Origin of the sequence: Streptomyces sp. 7-21 (assembly GCF_016741785.1) — a bacterium.
GTDB lineage: Bacteria > Actinomycetota > Actinomycetes > Streptomycetales > Streptomycetaceae > Streptomyces.
Map to the genome: position 1 here is coordinate 168,921 of NZ_JAERRL010000002.1, position 13,348 is coordinate 182,268.

Below are 13,348 nucleotides of genomic sequence, written 5' to 3' on the forward strand. Positions count from 1 at the left end.
CCCGGTCACAGCCGCCGCAGGCGGACGCGGCGCACCGCGTGGTCGGCGCCCTTCCGCAGGACCAGCGTGGCCCGCCCCCGGGTGGGGGCGATGTTCTCGGCGAGGTTGGGCCCGTTGATCCGTTCCCATACGCCCTGCGCGTAGGCGAGCGCCTCCTCCTCGGGCATCGCGGCGAAGCGGTGGAAGTAGGACCGCGGGTCGTGGAACGCGGTGGCGCGCAGCGTCAGGAAGCGGTCGAGGTACCAGCGGCGGATGTCGTCGGGCCGGGCGTCCACGTACACGGAGAAGCCGAAGTAGTCGGCCAGCCCGAGCCGCCCCGGCGGCGCCTGCTGGAGCACGTTGAGGCCCTCCAGGATCAGCACGTCGGGGCGGCGCACGACCTGCCGCTGCCCCGGGACGATGTCGTACCGCAGGTGGGAGTAGACCGGGGCGCTGACCTCCTCGCGCCCCTCCTTCACCTGCGCGACGAACCGGGTCAGCGCGCGCCGGTCGTAGGACTCGGGGAAGCCCTTGCGCTCCATCAGCCCGCGCCGCCGCAGCTCGGCGTTGGGCCGCAGGAAGCCGTCGGTGGTGACCAGCGCGACGCGCGGGTGCTCCGGCCAGCGGGCCAGCAGCTCCCGCAGCAGCCGCGAGACCGTGGACTTGCCGGCGGCGACGCTGCCGGCGACGGCCACCACGAACGGCGTGCGCAGCCGCGTCTCCTCGGCGCCGAGGAAGGTGCCGACCGCGCCGCGCAGCCGCTCGGAGGCCGTGACGTACAGGTTCAGCAGCCGGGACAGCGGCAGGTACACCTCGCGCACCTCGTCCAGGCCGATGACGTCGCCGAGTCCGCGCAGCGCCGCCACGTCGGCCGCGGTGAGCGGCAGCGGGGTGCGTGCCCGCAGGGCGCTCCACTGCTGGCGGCTCAGCTCTATGAAGGGTGAGTCTGACGAGGTACCCACGTGATCATTGTCCGGTTCCGGATACGCTTCCCGCATGTGCGGCTTCGTCGGTTACGTGGGAACCCAGTCCGGTGCCCGTTCCGCCCTCGACGTGGTCCTGACGGGCCTGGCGGGACTGGAGCGGCGGTGCGGTGAGCGGCCGGGCTGCGACGCGGCGGGGGTGGCCGTGCTGGCCGACGGCGGCCTGGCCACGGCCGCGACCCCGGGCCGCCTGCCCGAGCTGCGGGCGCTGATCGACCGGCGGCCGCTGCCGTTCGGCGGTATCGCCATCGGCCACCTGCGGCGCGCCGCCGGCGCCCCGGCCACCGGCGAGGACGCGCAGCCGCAGCTGGACAACGCCGGGCGGGTCGCGGTCGTCCAGGACGGCGAGATCAGCAACACCGCCGAGCTGCGCACCGAACTCGTGGAACGCGGCCACGAGTTGGTGTCCGACACCGGCGCCGAGGTGGTGGCGCACCTGCTGGCGGAGGCGTTCTCCTCCTGCTGGGGGCTGGATGAGGCGATGCGGCAGGCGTGCCGCTCGCTGCGCGGCACGTTCGCGCTGCTGGCGGTACACGCCGACCAGCCCGACACGCTGGTCGCCGCCCGGCGAGGGCTGCCGCTGGCGGTGGCGCTGGGAGCCGGCGAGGCGTTCGCGGGCCCGGACGCGGAGGCGTTCGACGGCCTGGCGGCGCGGGAGGTGCTGGCGTTCGGCGCCGGTGAGCCGGAGCACGTGGCGCTGCTGCGGCGCGAGTACGACGAGGTGCGCTGCGAGGTCACCGACGCCGATGGCGCGGTGGTGCTCGGGTGATCGTCGGGGTCGGCATCGACGTGGCGGGGATCGAGCGGTTCGCCGTGTCGATGCGCCGCACGCCGCAGCTGGCGCGGCGGCTGTTCGTGGAGGCGGAGCTGTGGCTGCCCAGCGGCGAGCGGCGCGGCATGGCGTCGCTGGCGGCGCGGTTCGCCGCCAAGGAGGCCGTGGCCAAGGCGCTGGGGGCGCCGCCCGGCCTGCGGTGGACCGACGCCGAGGTGTGGCAGGACGGCTCGGGGCGCCCGCACCTGAAGGTGCGGGGGAGCGTCGCCGAGCGCGCTGCCCTGCTGGGGGTCAGGACCTGGCATCTGTCGCTGAGCCATGACGCGGGTGTGGCCTCGGCGTTCGTCATCGCCGAGGGCTGACGGCGCGGGGCCGGTTACCCCGACGGCGTAGCTCAGGGGGCGCGAAACGGACGGCACGCCAAGACTTGAGGCATGCCAGACGTTGAGGAGAAAAAGGACGGCGCCAGGGATGAGGACGCCCGCAGCGGATCCGGTCCGGTGCGCGGGGCCTCCTCGGCTGCCCGACGTGCCTGCCGCCGCCTGGAACGGCTCACCGGCCACGCGGTGGACGGCGTGTGCGGCGTCACCCGCGAGGAAGACGGCTGGTGCGTGGACATCGACGTCGTCGAGGTCGCGCGCATCCCGGACACCACCAGTCTGATCGCTACCTATCAGGTGCACGTGGACGACGACGGCACGTTGCTGGGGTGCCGCAGGGTGCGCCGGTTCCGCCGCTGTGCCACCGACTGCTGAGGGCGAGGGCCCCGGCGTGAGGAGAACCCCGCTATGACCGTCACCACGACCTACCGGGACGAAGTCGCCTGCGTCCCCCGCGCGGGCACCCTGTACGACGTCATCGACATCATCCTGGACCGGGGCATGGTCATCGATGTCTTCGTGCGGGTCTCGCTCGTGGGCATCGAGATTCTGAAGATCGACGCACGGATCGTGATCGCCAGCGTCGACACCTACCTGCGTTTCGCCGAGGCGTGCGACCGCATCGACCTGGAGACGGACAGCCGCAGCCGCACCGTGCCCGAGCTGTTCGGCGGCGCCGGGCCGGCGAAGGCGGCGGCCGGCAAGGGCCTGAAGAAGGCCGCGCGCGGCACCGGCAAGAAGGCCAAGAAGGCGCTGACCGGCCACGACGGCGACGAAGAAGACACGGACGACCAGGAACAGGAGGGGCACGAGGACGGGCCCGAGGACGGGCACGAGGAATCGTCCAGCCACCGCACGCGGAAGCGCACCGCCAGCCGCCGTGCCCGCGAGGAGTCGAAGGGGTCGCGGAAATGAGCGGAGCGGGGCTGTACGTCTACGGCGTCGTCCGGGCGGGCCACCCGGTTCCGGCCGGGCTGGGCGGCGTGGGGTCGCCGCCCGCGCGGCTGCGGCTGCTGACGGCGGGTGAGCTGGCGGCCGTGGTCAGCCCGGTGCCCGCGGAGCTGCTGGCGCGGCGGCGCGACGTGATGGCGCATCAGGACGTGCTGCTCGCGCTCGGCGCCGACGGGCCCGTCGCCCCGATGCGGTTCGGCGCCGTGGCGCGCGACGAGGAGGCCGTGCTGCGGGAGCTGGCGGCCAACGAGCCCGGGCATCTGCGGACGCTGGAACGCCTCGACGGACGGCTGGAGATCAACGTCAAGGCGTTCCCGGTCGAGGGCTCGCTGGCGACGCTGCTGCAGCAGGACCCGCAGCTGCGGCGGCTGCGGGAGGCGGCCCGGGAGCGGCCCGGCTACCACGCCCGGGTGCGGCTCGGCGAGGCGGTCGCGGGCGGCCTGCGGCGCCGCGCGGCGGACGCGGCCAACCGCGTGCTGCGCGCCCTGACACCGCTGTCGGAGGCGGTGGCCGAGGGGCCGGAGGTGGCGAACTGCGTGCGGAACACCTCCTTCCTGCTGCGCCGCCGCGACGTGACGGCGTTCCGGGAGGAGGCCGCGCGCCGGGCGGCGGCCCTGGCGGAACGGGCGGAGGTGCGGGTCAGCGGCCCGCTGCCCTGCTTCAGCTTCGCCGCGGACCCCGGCGGGAGGACCTGACATGGGGCTGTTCAGCCAGCTGCTGCTGCTGCCGCTGGCGCCGGCCCGCGGCACGGCCTGGTTCGCCCAGAAGGTCGCCGGGGAGGCCGAGCGGCAGTACTACGACCCGGCGCCGCTGATGGAGCAGCTGGCCAGCCTGCACCGGGACCTGGAAGACGGCCGCATCAGCATGGCCGACTTCGAACGCGAAGAGGAAGACCTGCTGCGGCGCATCCAGCGGACGCAGACGGCCGTGAGCCGCGAACTCCCCGAACCCCCACCGGAAGGCACGCATGACTGACAACAGCACGACAGCCCTGGCCGCCGGGCTCGTGGGCGGCTATCTGCTGGGGCGTACGAAGAAGACGAAGATCGCCCTGGCCCTCGCCACGTACGCGGCCGGACGGGCGCTGGGGAGCCCGCGCGAACGGGTCATGTCCGGCCTGCGGACGGTGGCCGAGCAGGCCGGGCTGACCGGGCTCGGCGACCAGCTGCGTGAGGAGGTCAGCCGCGCGGGCCGCGCCGCCGCGACGGAGGCCGCCGAGCGCAGGCTCGGCACGCTGGCCGAAACCCTCCAGGCCCGGACCAAGGCGCTGCGCGGACCGGAAGCCTCCGGAAACGGCTCGGAGGAACCGGGCGAGCCGGATGAGCCGGAGGAGCCGGAGGACGCAGCGGAGCCGGAGAAAACAGAGAAGCCGCGCAGGTCGCAACAGCGCCCCACGGCGGGCTCACGAAAGGGCGGGTGACGGACCGTGACGGAGGAGAACCGGCAGGACGGCGGTGGCGACGGGGCCCTCTCGAGCAGCCTGGAGCGGGTGGCCAAGGAGCTGGTGGAGTTCGCCGCGGCGCAGGTGCACCACGTGGTCAGCAAGGCGGGCGGCCGGGTGACGGACGTGGCCGAACGCGCCGGGGAAAGCGTGCAGGGGGCCGCCTCGCTGCCGAAGCTGGGCGCGCGGATGGCGGGCGGCGCCACCAAGAAGGGCGCGAAGAGCGTCGCGGGCACGGTCAAGCAGGCCGTGGGCGGCGGGGGCGGTGACGGAGACGACGGCGACGGCGGGGGTGGCGGGGGTGGCGGCGGCAAGGGCAAGGGCGGCGGCACCAAGGTCACGAACATCATCGAGACCATCGACGTCGGCCTGCCGCTGCGCGACTGCTACAACCACTGGACCGAGTACGAGAGCTTCGGCGACTTCATGAAGGGCGTGCAGGGCGTCCAGCGGTCGGACGAGGTGGAGAGCGACTGGAAGCTGAAGATCGGCCCCTCCAGCCGCGGCTGGCACGCCACCGTGCAGGAGCAGGTGCCCGACGAGCGCATCGAGTGGACCTCGGAGGGGGCTAAGGGCAGCACGCGGGGCGTGGTCACGTTCCACGAGCTCGCCCCGCGCCTGACGCGGATCGTGGTGGTCGTCGAGTACTACCCGGCGGGGTTCTTCGAGAAGACCGCGAACCTGTGGCGGGCGCAGGGGCGTCGGCTGCGGCTTGACCTCAAGCACTTCCAGCGCCACGTGACGCTGGAGGCCGATGAGGTGCCGGAGGGCTGGCGCGGCACGATCCGGGACGGCGAGGTCGTGGTCAGCCATGAGGACGCGCTCGCCGACGAGAAAGGCGGGGACGAGGAGGAAGACGGCGACAGCGAGGACCGCGAGGAGGACGGCGAGCACGAGGACGAACACGACGGCGAAGACAGCGAAGACAGCGAAGACAGCGAAGACGACGAAGGTGACGAGGACGACGAGGACGAGGACGACGAGGACGAAGACGAAGACGAAGAGGACGACGACGAAGACGACGAAGACGACGATGAGGAGCGTGAGCGGTGGTAAACCGTGCCTCGCGGCCGCCGGAGCCGTACGGCGTCGTCGAGCCGGTGGAGCCCTGCCCGCCGCGCCCTGACACGCTCGCCGACATCCTCGAACGCATTCTCGACAAGGGCATCGTCATCGCGGGCGACATCAAGATCGATCTGCTGGACATCGAACTGCTGACGATCCGCCTGCGCCTGTTCATCTCCTCCGTCGAGACCGCCAGGAAGGCAGGGATCAACTGGTGGGAGACGGAGCCGTCCCTGTCCACCCGCGCGGCGAACGACTCGCTCGCCGACGAGAACCGGCGCCTGCGGGAGCGCCTCGCGTCGCTGGAGAACCGCGACACCCGCAAGCGCAAGGAGCAGGAGCCGACATGACCGACGCCCGCACGACCGCCCCCGCCACCTGCGTCTTCGCCGTCTGCCCGGCGGGCCGGGCACCGGACCTCGCGGGCGTGCCCGGGCACGCCGAGGCCACGGGCCGCCTGCGGGTGCTGCGTGCTGGGCCGCTGGACGCCGTGGTCCAGTCCGTGCCCGCCGCTGCCTTCTCGCAGGAGGAGCTGCGGCGGCGGCTGTCCGATCCGGTGGCGCTCGAGGTATGCGCCCGGGCGCACCACGAGGTCGTCGCGGCCGTGGCGAAGTCCGCGCCCACCGTGCCGCTGCCCCTGGCGACGCTGTACTTCGGCGACGACCGCGCCGCCGAGGCGCTGGCGGCCCGGACCGAACGCTTCCTCGCGGTGCTTGACCGCGTCACGGGGCGCGAGGAGTGGGGCGTGAAGGTGTCGTTGGCCCACGCGCCGCCCGCCGACGCGCCCGCCGGGGAGGACGGCCCGGCGCCGCCGCCGTCCGGACGCGCCTACCTCGACCGGCTGCGGGCCCGCCGCGACGCCCGCGCGGCCCGCCGCGACGCCGCCGCGGCGGCCGCCGAACGCGTCGACGCCGCGCTGCGCCGCCTCGCCGTGGCCGCGCGCAGGCTGCGGCCGCACGAGGCGGCAGCCCGTGCCGGACGGCCGCAGGTGCTCAACGCCGCCTATCTCGTGGACACCGCCAGGGCGCCCGAGCTGGTCGCCGCCGCCGACGCGCTGGCCCGCGAGCCGGACGTCGCCGCGCACGTCACCGTCGAGGTGACCGGGCCGTGGGCGCCGTACTCGTTCGCCTCAGCCGACGAGCCGGATGAGCCGGACGGGCCCGAGGGACCGGACGGTCCAGGGAGCGAGGACGCCGGATGACGGCCGGTGAGACCGTTCCGTGGCACGGGCCCGACGGGCCGTACGGGCCGGTCGGCGTGCCGCTCGTCGACCTGCTCGACCGGGTGCTCAGCACCGGCATCGTGATCACGGGAGACGTCGTGATCGCGATCGCTGAGGTGCCGCTGATCCGCCTGTCGCTGCACGCGCTGCTGTCGTCGGTCTCCGACCGCGTCGCCGCGCCCTTCGCCGATGGCGGGCCGCTGTGACGGCCGGGCGCGTGGACCTCGACGCCGACACCGTCGGCCGCGACCTGGCCGCGCTGGTGATGACCATCATCGAGCTGCTGCGGCAGCTGATGGAGCGCCAGGCGCTGCGGCGGGTCGAGGCGGGGGAGCTGACGGACGAGCAGGTCGAGCGCGTCGGCACCACCCTGATGCGGCTCGACGGCTGCGTGCGTGAGCTGTGCGACCGCTTCGGCCTGCGCCCCGAGGACCTCAACCTCGACCTGGGCCCCCTCGGCACCCTGCTGCCCCGCGACGGTCTGTGACGCCGCGGCGGACGGCAGCGGCGTTCAGCGGGCCGCGTCCCGCAGCCGGGACCACGCCGCCGGGAGGGCCTCGGCGACCGACGAGGCCGTCGGCGGCGCCGGAGCCAGCGAGCCCGCCAGGCCGTGGAGGAAGGCGGCGACCGAGGCGGCGTCCAGGGGCGCGAGCCCGGCGGCCAGCAGCGAGCCCGCCAGGCCGGAGAGCACGTCGCCGCTGCCCGCCGTCGCCAGCCAGGGCGTGCCGGTGGAGTTGACGCGGACCGGGCCGGTGGGTCCGGCCACCAGGGTGGTCGAGCCCTTCAGCAGCACGGTGGCGCCGAACCGCTGGGCGAGCTGGCGGACCGACGCCAGGCGGGAGGCCTCCACCTGCTCGCGGTCGACGCCCAGCAGCGCCGCGGCCTCCCCGGCGTGCGGGGTCAGCACGGTCGGAGCGGACCGGGCGCGCAGCCGCTCGGGATCGAGCAGCCGCAGTCCGTCGGCGTCCACCAGCACCGGCACGTCGCTGCGCAGCACGTCGTCGACCGTCTCGTGCGCCCCGGCGTCCGTGCCGAGCCCCGGGCCGACGACCCACGCCTGCACGCGGCCCGCGCGGTGCGGCGGCCCGTCCGACACCAGCGTTTCCGGGTGGCGCGCCAGCACCCCCGGCCCGGCGGGCCCCGCGTACCTCACGGCGCCCGCGCCGCCGCGCAGCGCCCCGGCGACGGCCAGCACCGCCGCACCCGGGTAGCGCGCCGAGCCGGCTGCCACGCCTACGACGCCGCGCCGGTACTTGTCGCTCTCGGCCGACGGCAGCGGCAGCAGCGCGGCCGCGTCCGCCTCGTCGAGCGCCTCGGCGTCCGGCTCGCCGGGGAGTTCCGGCGCCAGGCCGATGTCGGTGAACCGGACCTCGCCGGCGTGCTGCCGCGCCGGGTCGATGAGCAGCGCTGGCTTGTACGCGCCGAACGTCACGGTCAGCGTGGCCCGCACGGCCTGGCCGTGCACCTCGCCGGTGTCCGCCTCGACGCCGCTGGGCAGGTCCACGGCGACCACGGGCACGCCGCATTCGGCCGCGGCGGCGGCCAGGCCGGCCGCCGGGCCGGGCCGCAGTCCGCCGCGCCCGCCGATGCCGGTGATGCCGTCCACGACCAGGTCGGCCCGGCGCACCAGCGCGGCGCTCGCGGCGTCCGCCGCGTCCCGGGCCGTGCCGCCCGCCGCGCGCAGCGCCGCGAGCCCGGCGGGGTGGGCGCGGCCGGGCGCCAGCAGCAGCGCGGTGACCCCGGCGCCGCGCCGGGCGAGCCGGGCCCCGGCGAACAGCGCGTCGCCGCCGTTGTCGCCGGCGCCGACCAGCAGCACCACCCGCGAGCCGTACGGGGGAACGACCCTGGCGCAGGCGGCGGCGAGCCCCGCCGCCGCGCGTGCCATCAGCGTGCCCTCGGGAAGGCGGGCCATCAGCGCCCGTTCGGCGGTGCGGACGGTGTCCACGCGGTAAGCAGTCCTCATGGGCACCAGTGTGGCGGCCACGCCGGGGCGCGGCCGCGCTGGTTCCTGCGACACTGGGTGACGATGAGCGAGCGAGTACCGTCGCGGCTGCGAGCCGAGATCGACCTTCAGGCGCTGCGGGCGAACGTCCGGGCGCTGCGGGAGCGTGCCGCCGGCGGCGCCGGGGTCATGGCCGTGGTCAAGGCGGACGCCTACGGCCACGGCATGGTGCCATGCGCCCGCGCGGCCCGCGAGGCGGGCGCCGCCTGGCTGGGCACGGCGACGCCCGAGGAGGCGCTGGCGCTGCGCGCCGCCGGGGACAGCGGGCGGCTGCTGTGCTGGCTGTGGACGCCGGGCGGGCCGTGGCGCGAGGCCATCGAGGCGGACGTGGACGTCTCGGCCAGCGGCCTGTGGGCGCTGGCGGAGATCACCGCCGCGGCGCGTGCCGCCGGCCGGGTGGCGCGTGTGCACCTGAAGGCCGACACGGGCCTGGGCCGCAACGGCTGCCAGCCTGCCGACTGGCCGGAGCTGGTCGCCGCGGCGCGCGCCGCGGAGGCCGAGGGCACGCTGCGGGTCACCGGGGTGTGGTCGCACTTCGCACGCGCGGACGAGCCGGGGCATCCGTCGATCGCGGCGCAGCTGGACGCGTTCACCGAGGCGCTGGCCGTGGCGGAGCGGGCCGGGCTCGACCCCGAGGTGCGGCACTTCGCCAACTCGCCGGCCACGCTCACGCTGCCCGCCTCCCACTACGACCTGGTGCGGCCCGGCATCGCCGTCTACGGCCTGTCGCCCTCCCCCGAGCTGGGCGCGCCGCAGGACTACGGGCTGCGGCCGGTGATGACGCTGCGGGCCGCGCTCGCCAGCGTCAAGCGGGTGCCGCGCGGGCACGGCGTCAGTTACGGCCACCAGTACACGACGCCCGGCGACACCACCCTGGCGCTGGTGCCCGCCGGGTACGCCGACGGCATCCCGCGTCACGCCTCCGGCACCGGCCCGGTGCTGGTGGCGGGCAAGTGGCGCACGGTCGCGGGCCGGGTGGCGATGGACCAGTTCGTGGTGGATCTCGGCGGCGACTCGGCCCGGCCGGGCGACGAGGCCGTGCTGTTCGGCCCGGGGGACCGCGGCGAGCCGACCGCTGAGGACTGGGCGCGCGCCGCGGGGACGATCGGCTACGAGATCGTCACCCGCATCGGGGCCCGCGTGCCGCGGGTCTACCGGGGGGAGCGGGCGTGAACTGGGCGCGGGGCGCGGGCATCGCGGGCATCGCGGGCATCGCGGGCGCCGCCCTGGGGGCGGTGGCCACGGGCGTCGCCGTGGAACGGCTGACCGGGCACCGCTCGGTGCGCCGCCAGGCCCGGATGACGCTGGACGCGGCCGGGCCCTACGGCACGCTGCGCGGCACGCCGGGCACGGCCGTCGCCGAGGACGGCACCGAGCTGTACTACGAGATTGACGAGCCGGACGTGCCGGACGTGCCGGACGGGCAGCCGGGCGGCGGGGCCAGGGGGGTGACCGTGGTGTTCAGCCACGGCTACTGCCTCAGCCAGGACGTGTGGCACTTCCAGCGCGCCGCCCTGCGCGAGGCGGGCGTGCGGGCGGTGTACTGGGACCAGCGCGGCCACGGCCGGTCCGGCTGGGGACCCGCGCCGGGCGGAGGCAGCGCGCCCGTCAGCATCGGCCTGCTGGGCCGCGACCTGCGGGCCGTGCTGGACGCGGCGGTGCCGAAGGGGCCCGTAGTGCTGGTGGGGCACTCCATGGGCGGGATGACGATGATGACGTTCGCCGGGCAGTTCCCCGGGTACGTGGCGCGGCGGGTGCGCGGCGCGGCGTTCCTGGCCACGTCGGCCGGCGGCCTCGGCGAGGTGACGTACGGGCTGCCCGCCCCGGCGGTGCGGGCGGCGCGGCGCGCGCTGCCCGCCGTGCTGCGGGCGCTCGGCTCCCGCCCCGCCCTGGCGGAACGCGGCAGGCGCGCGGCCAGCGACCTGTACGCGGGGCTGATCAGGCGGTACGCGTTCGGCCAGCCGCGTCAGGTGGATCCGGGGGTGGCGCGCTTCGCGGAGCGGCTGATCGAGTCGGTGCCGATCGACGTCGTCGCCCGTTTCTACCCGGCCTTCGCCGCGCACGACGCGTTCGCGGACCTGGCCGTCTTCGACGGGCTCAGCGCCGGCCTGCCGCTGCTGGTGCTGGCCGGCGACCGGGACGAGATCACCCCGCCCGCGCACAGCGAGCGGATCGCGGCCCGGCTGCCGCGGGCCGAGTCGGTGACGCTGCCCGGCGCCGGGCACCTGGTTCTCCTGGAGCGGCCCGGCGAGGTCAGCGCACGCCTCGCCGCGCTGCTGGCACGTAGCATCCCCTCCCATGAACCTGCGGTCTGACGACTCCCCTGGCGCGTCCCCCGGCGCGCGGCCCGGCGGCGAAGCGGTCACGGTCACCGTCACCTCGGCCGGGCGGATGGTGCAGCTGGGCCGGTCGCTCGCCGCGCTGCTGCGCGCGGGCGACCTGGTCGTGCTCTCCGGCGAGCTGGGCGCCGGGAAGACGACGCTGACCCGCGGCATCGGCGAAGGACTGGGCGTGCGGGGCGCCGTGACGTCCCCGACGTTCGTGATCGCCCGGGTCCACCCGCCGCTGGGCGACGGGCCGCCGCTGGTGCACGCGGACGCCTACCGGCTGGGCGGCGGCCTGGAGGAGATGGAGGACCTGGACCTCGACGTGGCGCTGCCGGAGTCGGTGGTGGTCGTGGAGTGGGGCGAGGGCAAGGTGGAGGAGCTGTCGGAGGACCGGCTGCACGTGGAGATCCACCGGCCCCGGGGCGCCGACGCCGCCGACGCGGACGCGCGCACGGTGACACTGACCGGCCACGGCCCGCGCTGGCGCGGCGCCGGGCTGGCCGCCGCGGTGCGCGCCTGAACCGCGGCCGCGGGGTGAGCACGCCGCCGGCGCTACAGGGGCAGCGGCCCGTGCTTGCGCGCGGCCGCCGCAGCACCTCGGTCTCGGGCGTGCGCCGAGGGGCGTGAGCGCCACCCGGCGGCTGGTCCGTTCGAAGAGCGCGCCGCCGATCCTGCGCTCCAGCTTCCTGAACACCTGGCTCACCCGGGGCTGGGTGACGTGCAGCCGCGCGGCGGCCGCCCGAAGTGCGGCTCGTCCGCCAGGGTCAGGAAGATCTCGATGTCGCGCAGCTCCACACCGCCCGCCCCCTCCGGCGCGCCGGGGTGCGCGGCGATCACCTCTGGCTTATGGCACGGTATCCGATCCGGCGTTGTTCACCGCCCCGGCGGCTGCAATGGTGGGCGTGCCCGACGCCGTCCCCGTACGCCGATGAGGAGTGCCGTGACCACCAGCCCGTCCGCCGCCGTCGCGCCGCCCCTGCCGCCGCTCGCCGACCAGGCGGAGCGCCTGATCAGCCTCGGCGTGCCCGAGGCCACCGCAATCACCGCCGACGAGCTGCGCGCGTTCGCGTCGGCGGCCACGGGCGACGGGCGCGAGGCGCTGCTCGCCGTCCACCCGGACCGGGCCCCGGCCTCCGCCCTGGCGCCGCTGCTGCGCCACGCCGGGAAGCCCGGCTTCGTCGTCACCGACATGGCCGACGTGGACCGGTTCACCCCCTGCGGTGCCGACCTGCCCGGCCCGCCGCTGTACCTGGTCACCGGCCTGGACCGCGGTGACCGCTTCGCCAACTGGAGCCCGGAGGAGGCCCTGCCCGTCCTGCGCGCGGAGGGGCGCACCCCGCTGCTGCTCACCGAGGGCATCCACTGGCTGCTGCAACGGCCCGAGGTGCTCCAGCGGAACCACTGCTTCATGACCATCGGCTCCCGGCTGCGGAAGGCCAGCGGCGCGCTGGACGCCCGCACCCCCGCGATCTGGATCAGCAACGGCACGGGCCGGGACGGCCGCGAGCGGCGCGACGCCCCCAAGGTCGGCTGGTGCTGGTGGCGCAACCGCCACACCTGGCTGGGCATCGCCTCCGCCGCCGGCCGCGCCGCCGGGCTGCCTACGGGGTGACCACGACCGGGACGCCGACGTCCGCGAAGGACCACATGGCGTCGCCGTCGTCCCGGGACTGGCGCACGCCGCCCGTCCGCGGGCCCGACTCCGGGTCGGGCACCGACCCGTCCAGCGCCGAAGAGAAGCCGAAGACCGTTCCGTCGTCGCCGACGTGGAAGACGACGACGTGCTCCACCGGCACCCCGTCGGATCCGGTGATCTCCGCGGTCCGCGAGGTCACCTCGTACTCGCCGGGCGCCGGGTCGACGGCGCTGGGGAAGACCTCGTAGGTCTCGGTGACGACCTCGCCGGTGCCGTCCTCGCTGATGTCCACCAGCCACACCCGGTCCTGCTCCAGCGAGTACACCACCCGGCGTCCCTCGCCGGACTCCGGCGGCAGCGCGGGCGTCTCGGGCTGGCCGCCCTCCCCGCCGGAGCCGCCCCGCTCCCCGGCCGGGGTCTCCTGGTCACCGGACGCGGCGGGCGGCCGGTCCTCGGCCGCCGAGGCCTGGTACGCGAAGAAGGCCACGACGGCCAGCGCCGCCGCCGTGAGGCCGGTCACTACGACTCCGGGACGTGTGCCCGCGGAACGACGTGTCACCTGCCCACCGCCTTTCCGTCTGTATGTCCGT

The 13,348-nt window shown here is 75.8% G+C and carries 20 protein-coding genes; 16 read left to right on the forward strand and 4 right to left on the reverse strand.

What is annotated here, in order from left to right; all coding sequences use genetic code 11:
• Positions 1–5: 5 nt before the first annotated feature.
• Positions 6–977 (reverse strand): type I pantothenate kinase, encoded by a 972-nt coding sequence (gene coaA, locus JK356_RS02900; protein ID WP_201865884.1) that lies wholly within the window; start codon positions 975–977, stop codon positions 6–8.
• On the opposite strand from coaA, the gene JK356_RS02905 reads away from it, so the two are divergent.
• From JK356_RS02905 to JK356_RS02960, 12 genes are all read left to right on the forward strand, one after another.
• Entirely contained in the window at positions 976–1,731 is a 756-nt protein-coding gene (locus tag JK356_RS02905) for a glucosamine--fructose-6-phosphate aminotransferase (RefSeq protein WP_201865885.1), read from the forward strand. The two genes, coaA and JK356_RS02905, sit on opposite strands and share 2 nt — an antisense overlap.
• The gene (locus JK356_RS02910) at positions 1,728–2,096 is read left to right on the forward strand and encodes a holo-ACP synthase (RefSeq protein WP_201865886.1); all 369 of its coding nucleotides are present in this window, start codon (positions 1,728–1,730) and stop codon (positions 2,094–2,096) included. Before JK356_RS02905 ends, JK356_RS02910 begins: the two co-directional genes overlap by 4 nt.
• Positions 2,097–2,168: 72 nt before the next feature.
• Positions 2,169–2,489 (forward strand): gas vesicle protein, encoded by a 321-nt coding sequence (locus JK356_RS02915; RefSeq protein WP_201865887.1) that lies wholly within the window; start codon positions 2,169–2,171, stop codon positions 2,487–2,489.
• A 33-nt stretch (positions 2,490–2,522) separates the two neighbouring features.
• The gene (gene gvpJ / locus JK356_RS02920) at positions 2,523–3,029 is read left to right on the forward strand and encodes a gas vesicle protein GvpJ (RefSeq protein ID WP_201865888.1); all 507 of its coding nucleotides are present in this window, start codon (positions 2,523–2,525) and stop codon (positions 3,027–3,029) included.
• Positions 3,026–3,760 (forward strand): GvpL/GvpF family gas vesicle protein, encoded by a 735-nt coding sequence (locus JK356_RS02925; protein ID WP_201865889.1) that lies wholly within the window; start codon positions 3,026–3,028, stop codon positions 3,758–3,760. The genes gvpJ and JK356_RS02925 overlap by 4 nt, the downstream gene beginning before the upstream one ends.
• 1 nt (position 3,761) lies before the next feature.
• Entirely contained in the window at positions 3,762–4,040 is a 279-nt protein-coding gene (locus JK356_RS02930; RefSeq protein WP_201865890.1) for a gas vesicle protein GvpG, read from the forward strand.
• Positions 4,033–4,485 carry a hypothetical protein gene (locus JK356_RS02935; RefSeq protein WP_201865891.1) on the forward strand — a complete coding sequence of 151 codons (453 nt, stop codon included), beginning with the start codon at positions 4,033–4,035 and terminating at the stop codon, positions 4,483–4,485. Before JK356_RS02930 ends, JK356_RS02935 begins: the two co-directional genes overlap by 8 nt.
• Before the next feature lie 6 nt (positions 4,486–4,491).
• The gene (locus JK356_RS02940; RefSeq protein WP_201865892.1) at positions 4,492–5,562 is read left to right on the forward strand and encodes an SRPBCC family protein; all 1,071 of its coding nucleotides are present in this window, start codon (positions 4,492–4,494) and stop codon (positions 5,560–5,562) included.
• Between the two features lie 44 nt (positions 5,563–5,606).
• Complete coding sequence (locus tag JK356_RS02945; protein WP_201866110.1) at positions 5,607–5,921, forward strand: gas vesicle protein; 315 nt, start codon at positions 5,607–5,609, stop codon at positions 5,919–5,921.
• Positions 5,918–6,772 (forward strand): GvpL/GvpF family gas vesicle protein, encoded by an 855-nt coding sequence (locus tag JK356_RS02950; protein ID WP_201865893.1) that lies wholly within the window; start codon positions 5,918–5,920, stop codon positions 6,770–6,772. The genes JK356_RS02945 and JK356_RS02950 overlap by 4 nt, the downstream gene beginning before the upstream one ends.
• Positions 6,769–6,999 (forward strand): gas vesicle protein, encoded by a 231-nt coding sequence (locus JK356_RS02955; RefSeq protein ID WP_201865894.1) that lies wholly within the window; start codon positions 6,769–6,771, stop codon positions 6,997–6,999. The genes JK356_RS02950 and JK356_RS02955 overlap by 4 nt, the downstream gene beginning before the upstream one ends.
• Positions 6,996–7,280 carry a gas vesicle protein K gene (locus tag JK356_RS02960; protein ID WP_201865895.1) on the forward strand — a complete coding sequence of 95 codons (285 nt, stop codon included), beginning with the start codon at positions 6,996–6,998 and terminating at the stop codon, positions 7,278–7,280. Before JK356_RS02955 ends, JK356_RS02960 begins: the two co-directional genes overlap by 4 nt.
• A gap of 24 nt (positions 7,281–7,304) precedes the next feature.
• Here the strand turns inward: JK356_RS02960 and JK356_RS02965 are convergent, their stop codons facing one another.
• A complete protein-coding gene (locus JK356_RS02965; protein WP_201865896.1) occupies positions 7,305–8,756 on the reverse strand; it encodes an NAD(P)H-hydrate dehydratase in 1,452 nt (483 codons plus the stop codon).
• Positions 8,757–8,819: 63 nt separating this feature from the next.
• Between JK356_RS02965 and alr the strand changes: the two genes are divergently transcribed.
• From alr to tsaE, 3 genes are read left to right on the forward strand one after another with little or no spacing between them, the layout of a single operon-like run.
• Positions 8,820–9,968 (forward strand): alanine racemase, encoded by a 1,149-nt coding sequence (gene alr, locus JK356_RS02970; protein ID WP_201865897.1) that lies wholly within the window; start codon positions 8,820–8,822, stop codon positions 9,966–9,968.
• A complete protein-coding gene (locus JK356_RS02975) occupies positions 9,965–11,110 on the forward strand; it encodes an alpha/beta hydrolase (RefSeq protein ID WP_307815369.1) in 1,146 nt (381 codons plus the stop codon). The genes alr and JK356_RS02975 overlap by 4 nt, the downstream gene beginning before the upstream one ends.
• Positions 11,094–11,642, forward strand: a complete 549-nt coding sequence (tsaE, locus tag JK356_RS02980; RefSeq protein WP_201865898.1) for a tRNA (adenosine(37)-N6)-threonylcarbamoyltransferase complex ATPase subunit type 1 TsaE — start codon at positions 11,094–11,096, stop codon at positions 11,640–11,642. The genes JK356_RS02975 and tsaE overlap by 17 nt, the downstream gene beginning before the upstream one ends.
• Positions 11,643–11,821: 179 nt before the next feature.
• On the opposite strand, the gene JK356_RS22500 is transcribed toward tsaE, so the two are convergent.
• Entirely contained in the window at positions 11,822–11,959 is a 138-nt protein-coding gene (locus tag JK356_RS22500) for a hypothetical protein (RefSeq protein ID WP_374100596.1), read from the reverse strand.
• Between the two features lie 91 nt (positions 11,960–12,050).
• Here JK356_RS22500 and JK356_RS02990 point away from each other — a divergent pair, with 91 nt between their 5' ends.
• Entirely contained in the window at positions 12,051–12,734 is a 684-nt protein-coding gene (locus JK356_RS02990; protein WP_201865899.1) for a DUF5701 family protein, read from the forward strand.
• Here JK356_RS02990 and JK356_RS02995 read toward each other — a convergent pair.
• Positions 12,724–13,317 (reverse strand): hypothetical protein, encoded by a 594-nt coding sequence (locus JK356_RS02995; RefSeq protein WP_374100597.1) that lies wholly within the window; start codon positions 13,315–13,317, stop codon positions 12,724–12,726. The two genes, JK356_RS02990 and JK356_RS02995, sit on opposite strands and share 11 nt — an antisense overlap.
• Positions 13,318–13,348 lie beyond the last annotated feature (31 nt).

Coding starts and splice junctions, on each gene's coding strand:
- JK356_RS02905 (WP_201865885.1), top strand. CDS start 976: ATGTGCGGCTTCGTCGGTTACGTGGGAACCCAGTCCGGTGCCCGTTCC.
- coaA (WP_201865884.1), bottom strand. CDS start 977: ATGCGGGAAGCGTATCCGGAACCGGACAATGATCACGTGGGTACCTCG.
- JK356_RS02915 (WP_201865887.1), top strand. CDS start 2,169: ATGCCAGACGTTGAGGAGAAAAAGGACGGCGCCAGGGATGAGGACGCC.
- gvpJ (WP_201865888.1), top strand. CDS start 2,523: ATGACCGTCACCACGACCTACCGGGACGAAGTCGCCTGCGTCCCCCGC.
- JK356_RS02925 (WP_201865889.1), top strand. CDS start 3,026: ATGAGCGGAGCGGGGCTGTACGTCTACGGCGTCGTCCGGGCGGGCCAC.
- JK356_RS02930 (WP_201865890.1), top strand. CDS start 3,762: ATGGGGCTGTTCAGCCAGCTGCTGCTGCTGCCGCTGGCGCCGGCCCGC.
- JK356_RS02935 (WP_201865891.1), top strand. CDS start 4,033: ATGACTGACAACAGCACGACAGCCCTGGCCGCCGGGCTCGTGGGCGGC.
- JK356_RS02950 (WP_201865893.1), top strand. CDS start 5,918: ATGACCGACGCCCGCACGACCGCCCCCGCCACCTGCGTCTTCGCCGTC.
- JK356_RS02955 (WP_201865894.1), top strand. CDS start 6,769: ATGACGGCCGGTGAGACCGTTCCGTGGCACGGGCCCGACGGGCCGTAC.
- JK356_RS02965 (WP_201865896.1), bottom strand. CDS start 8,756: ATGAGGACTGCTTACCGCGTGGACACCGTCCGCACCGCCGAACGGGCG.
- alr (WP_201865897.1), top strand. CDS start 8,820: ATGAGCGAGCGAGTACCGTCGCGGCTGCGAGCCGAGATCGACCTTCAG.
- tsaE (WP_201865898.1), top strand. CDS start 11,094: ATGAACCTGCGGTCTGACGACTCCCCTGGCGCGTCCCCCGGCGCGCGG.
- JK356_RS02990 (WP_201865899.1), top strand. CDS start 12,051: ATGAGGAGTGCCGTGACCACCAGCCCGTCCGCCGCCGTCGCGCCGCCC.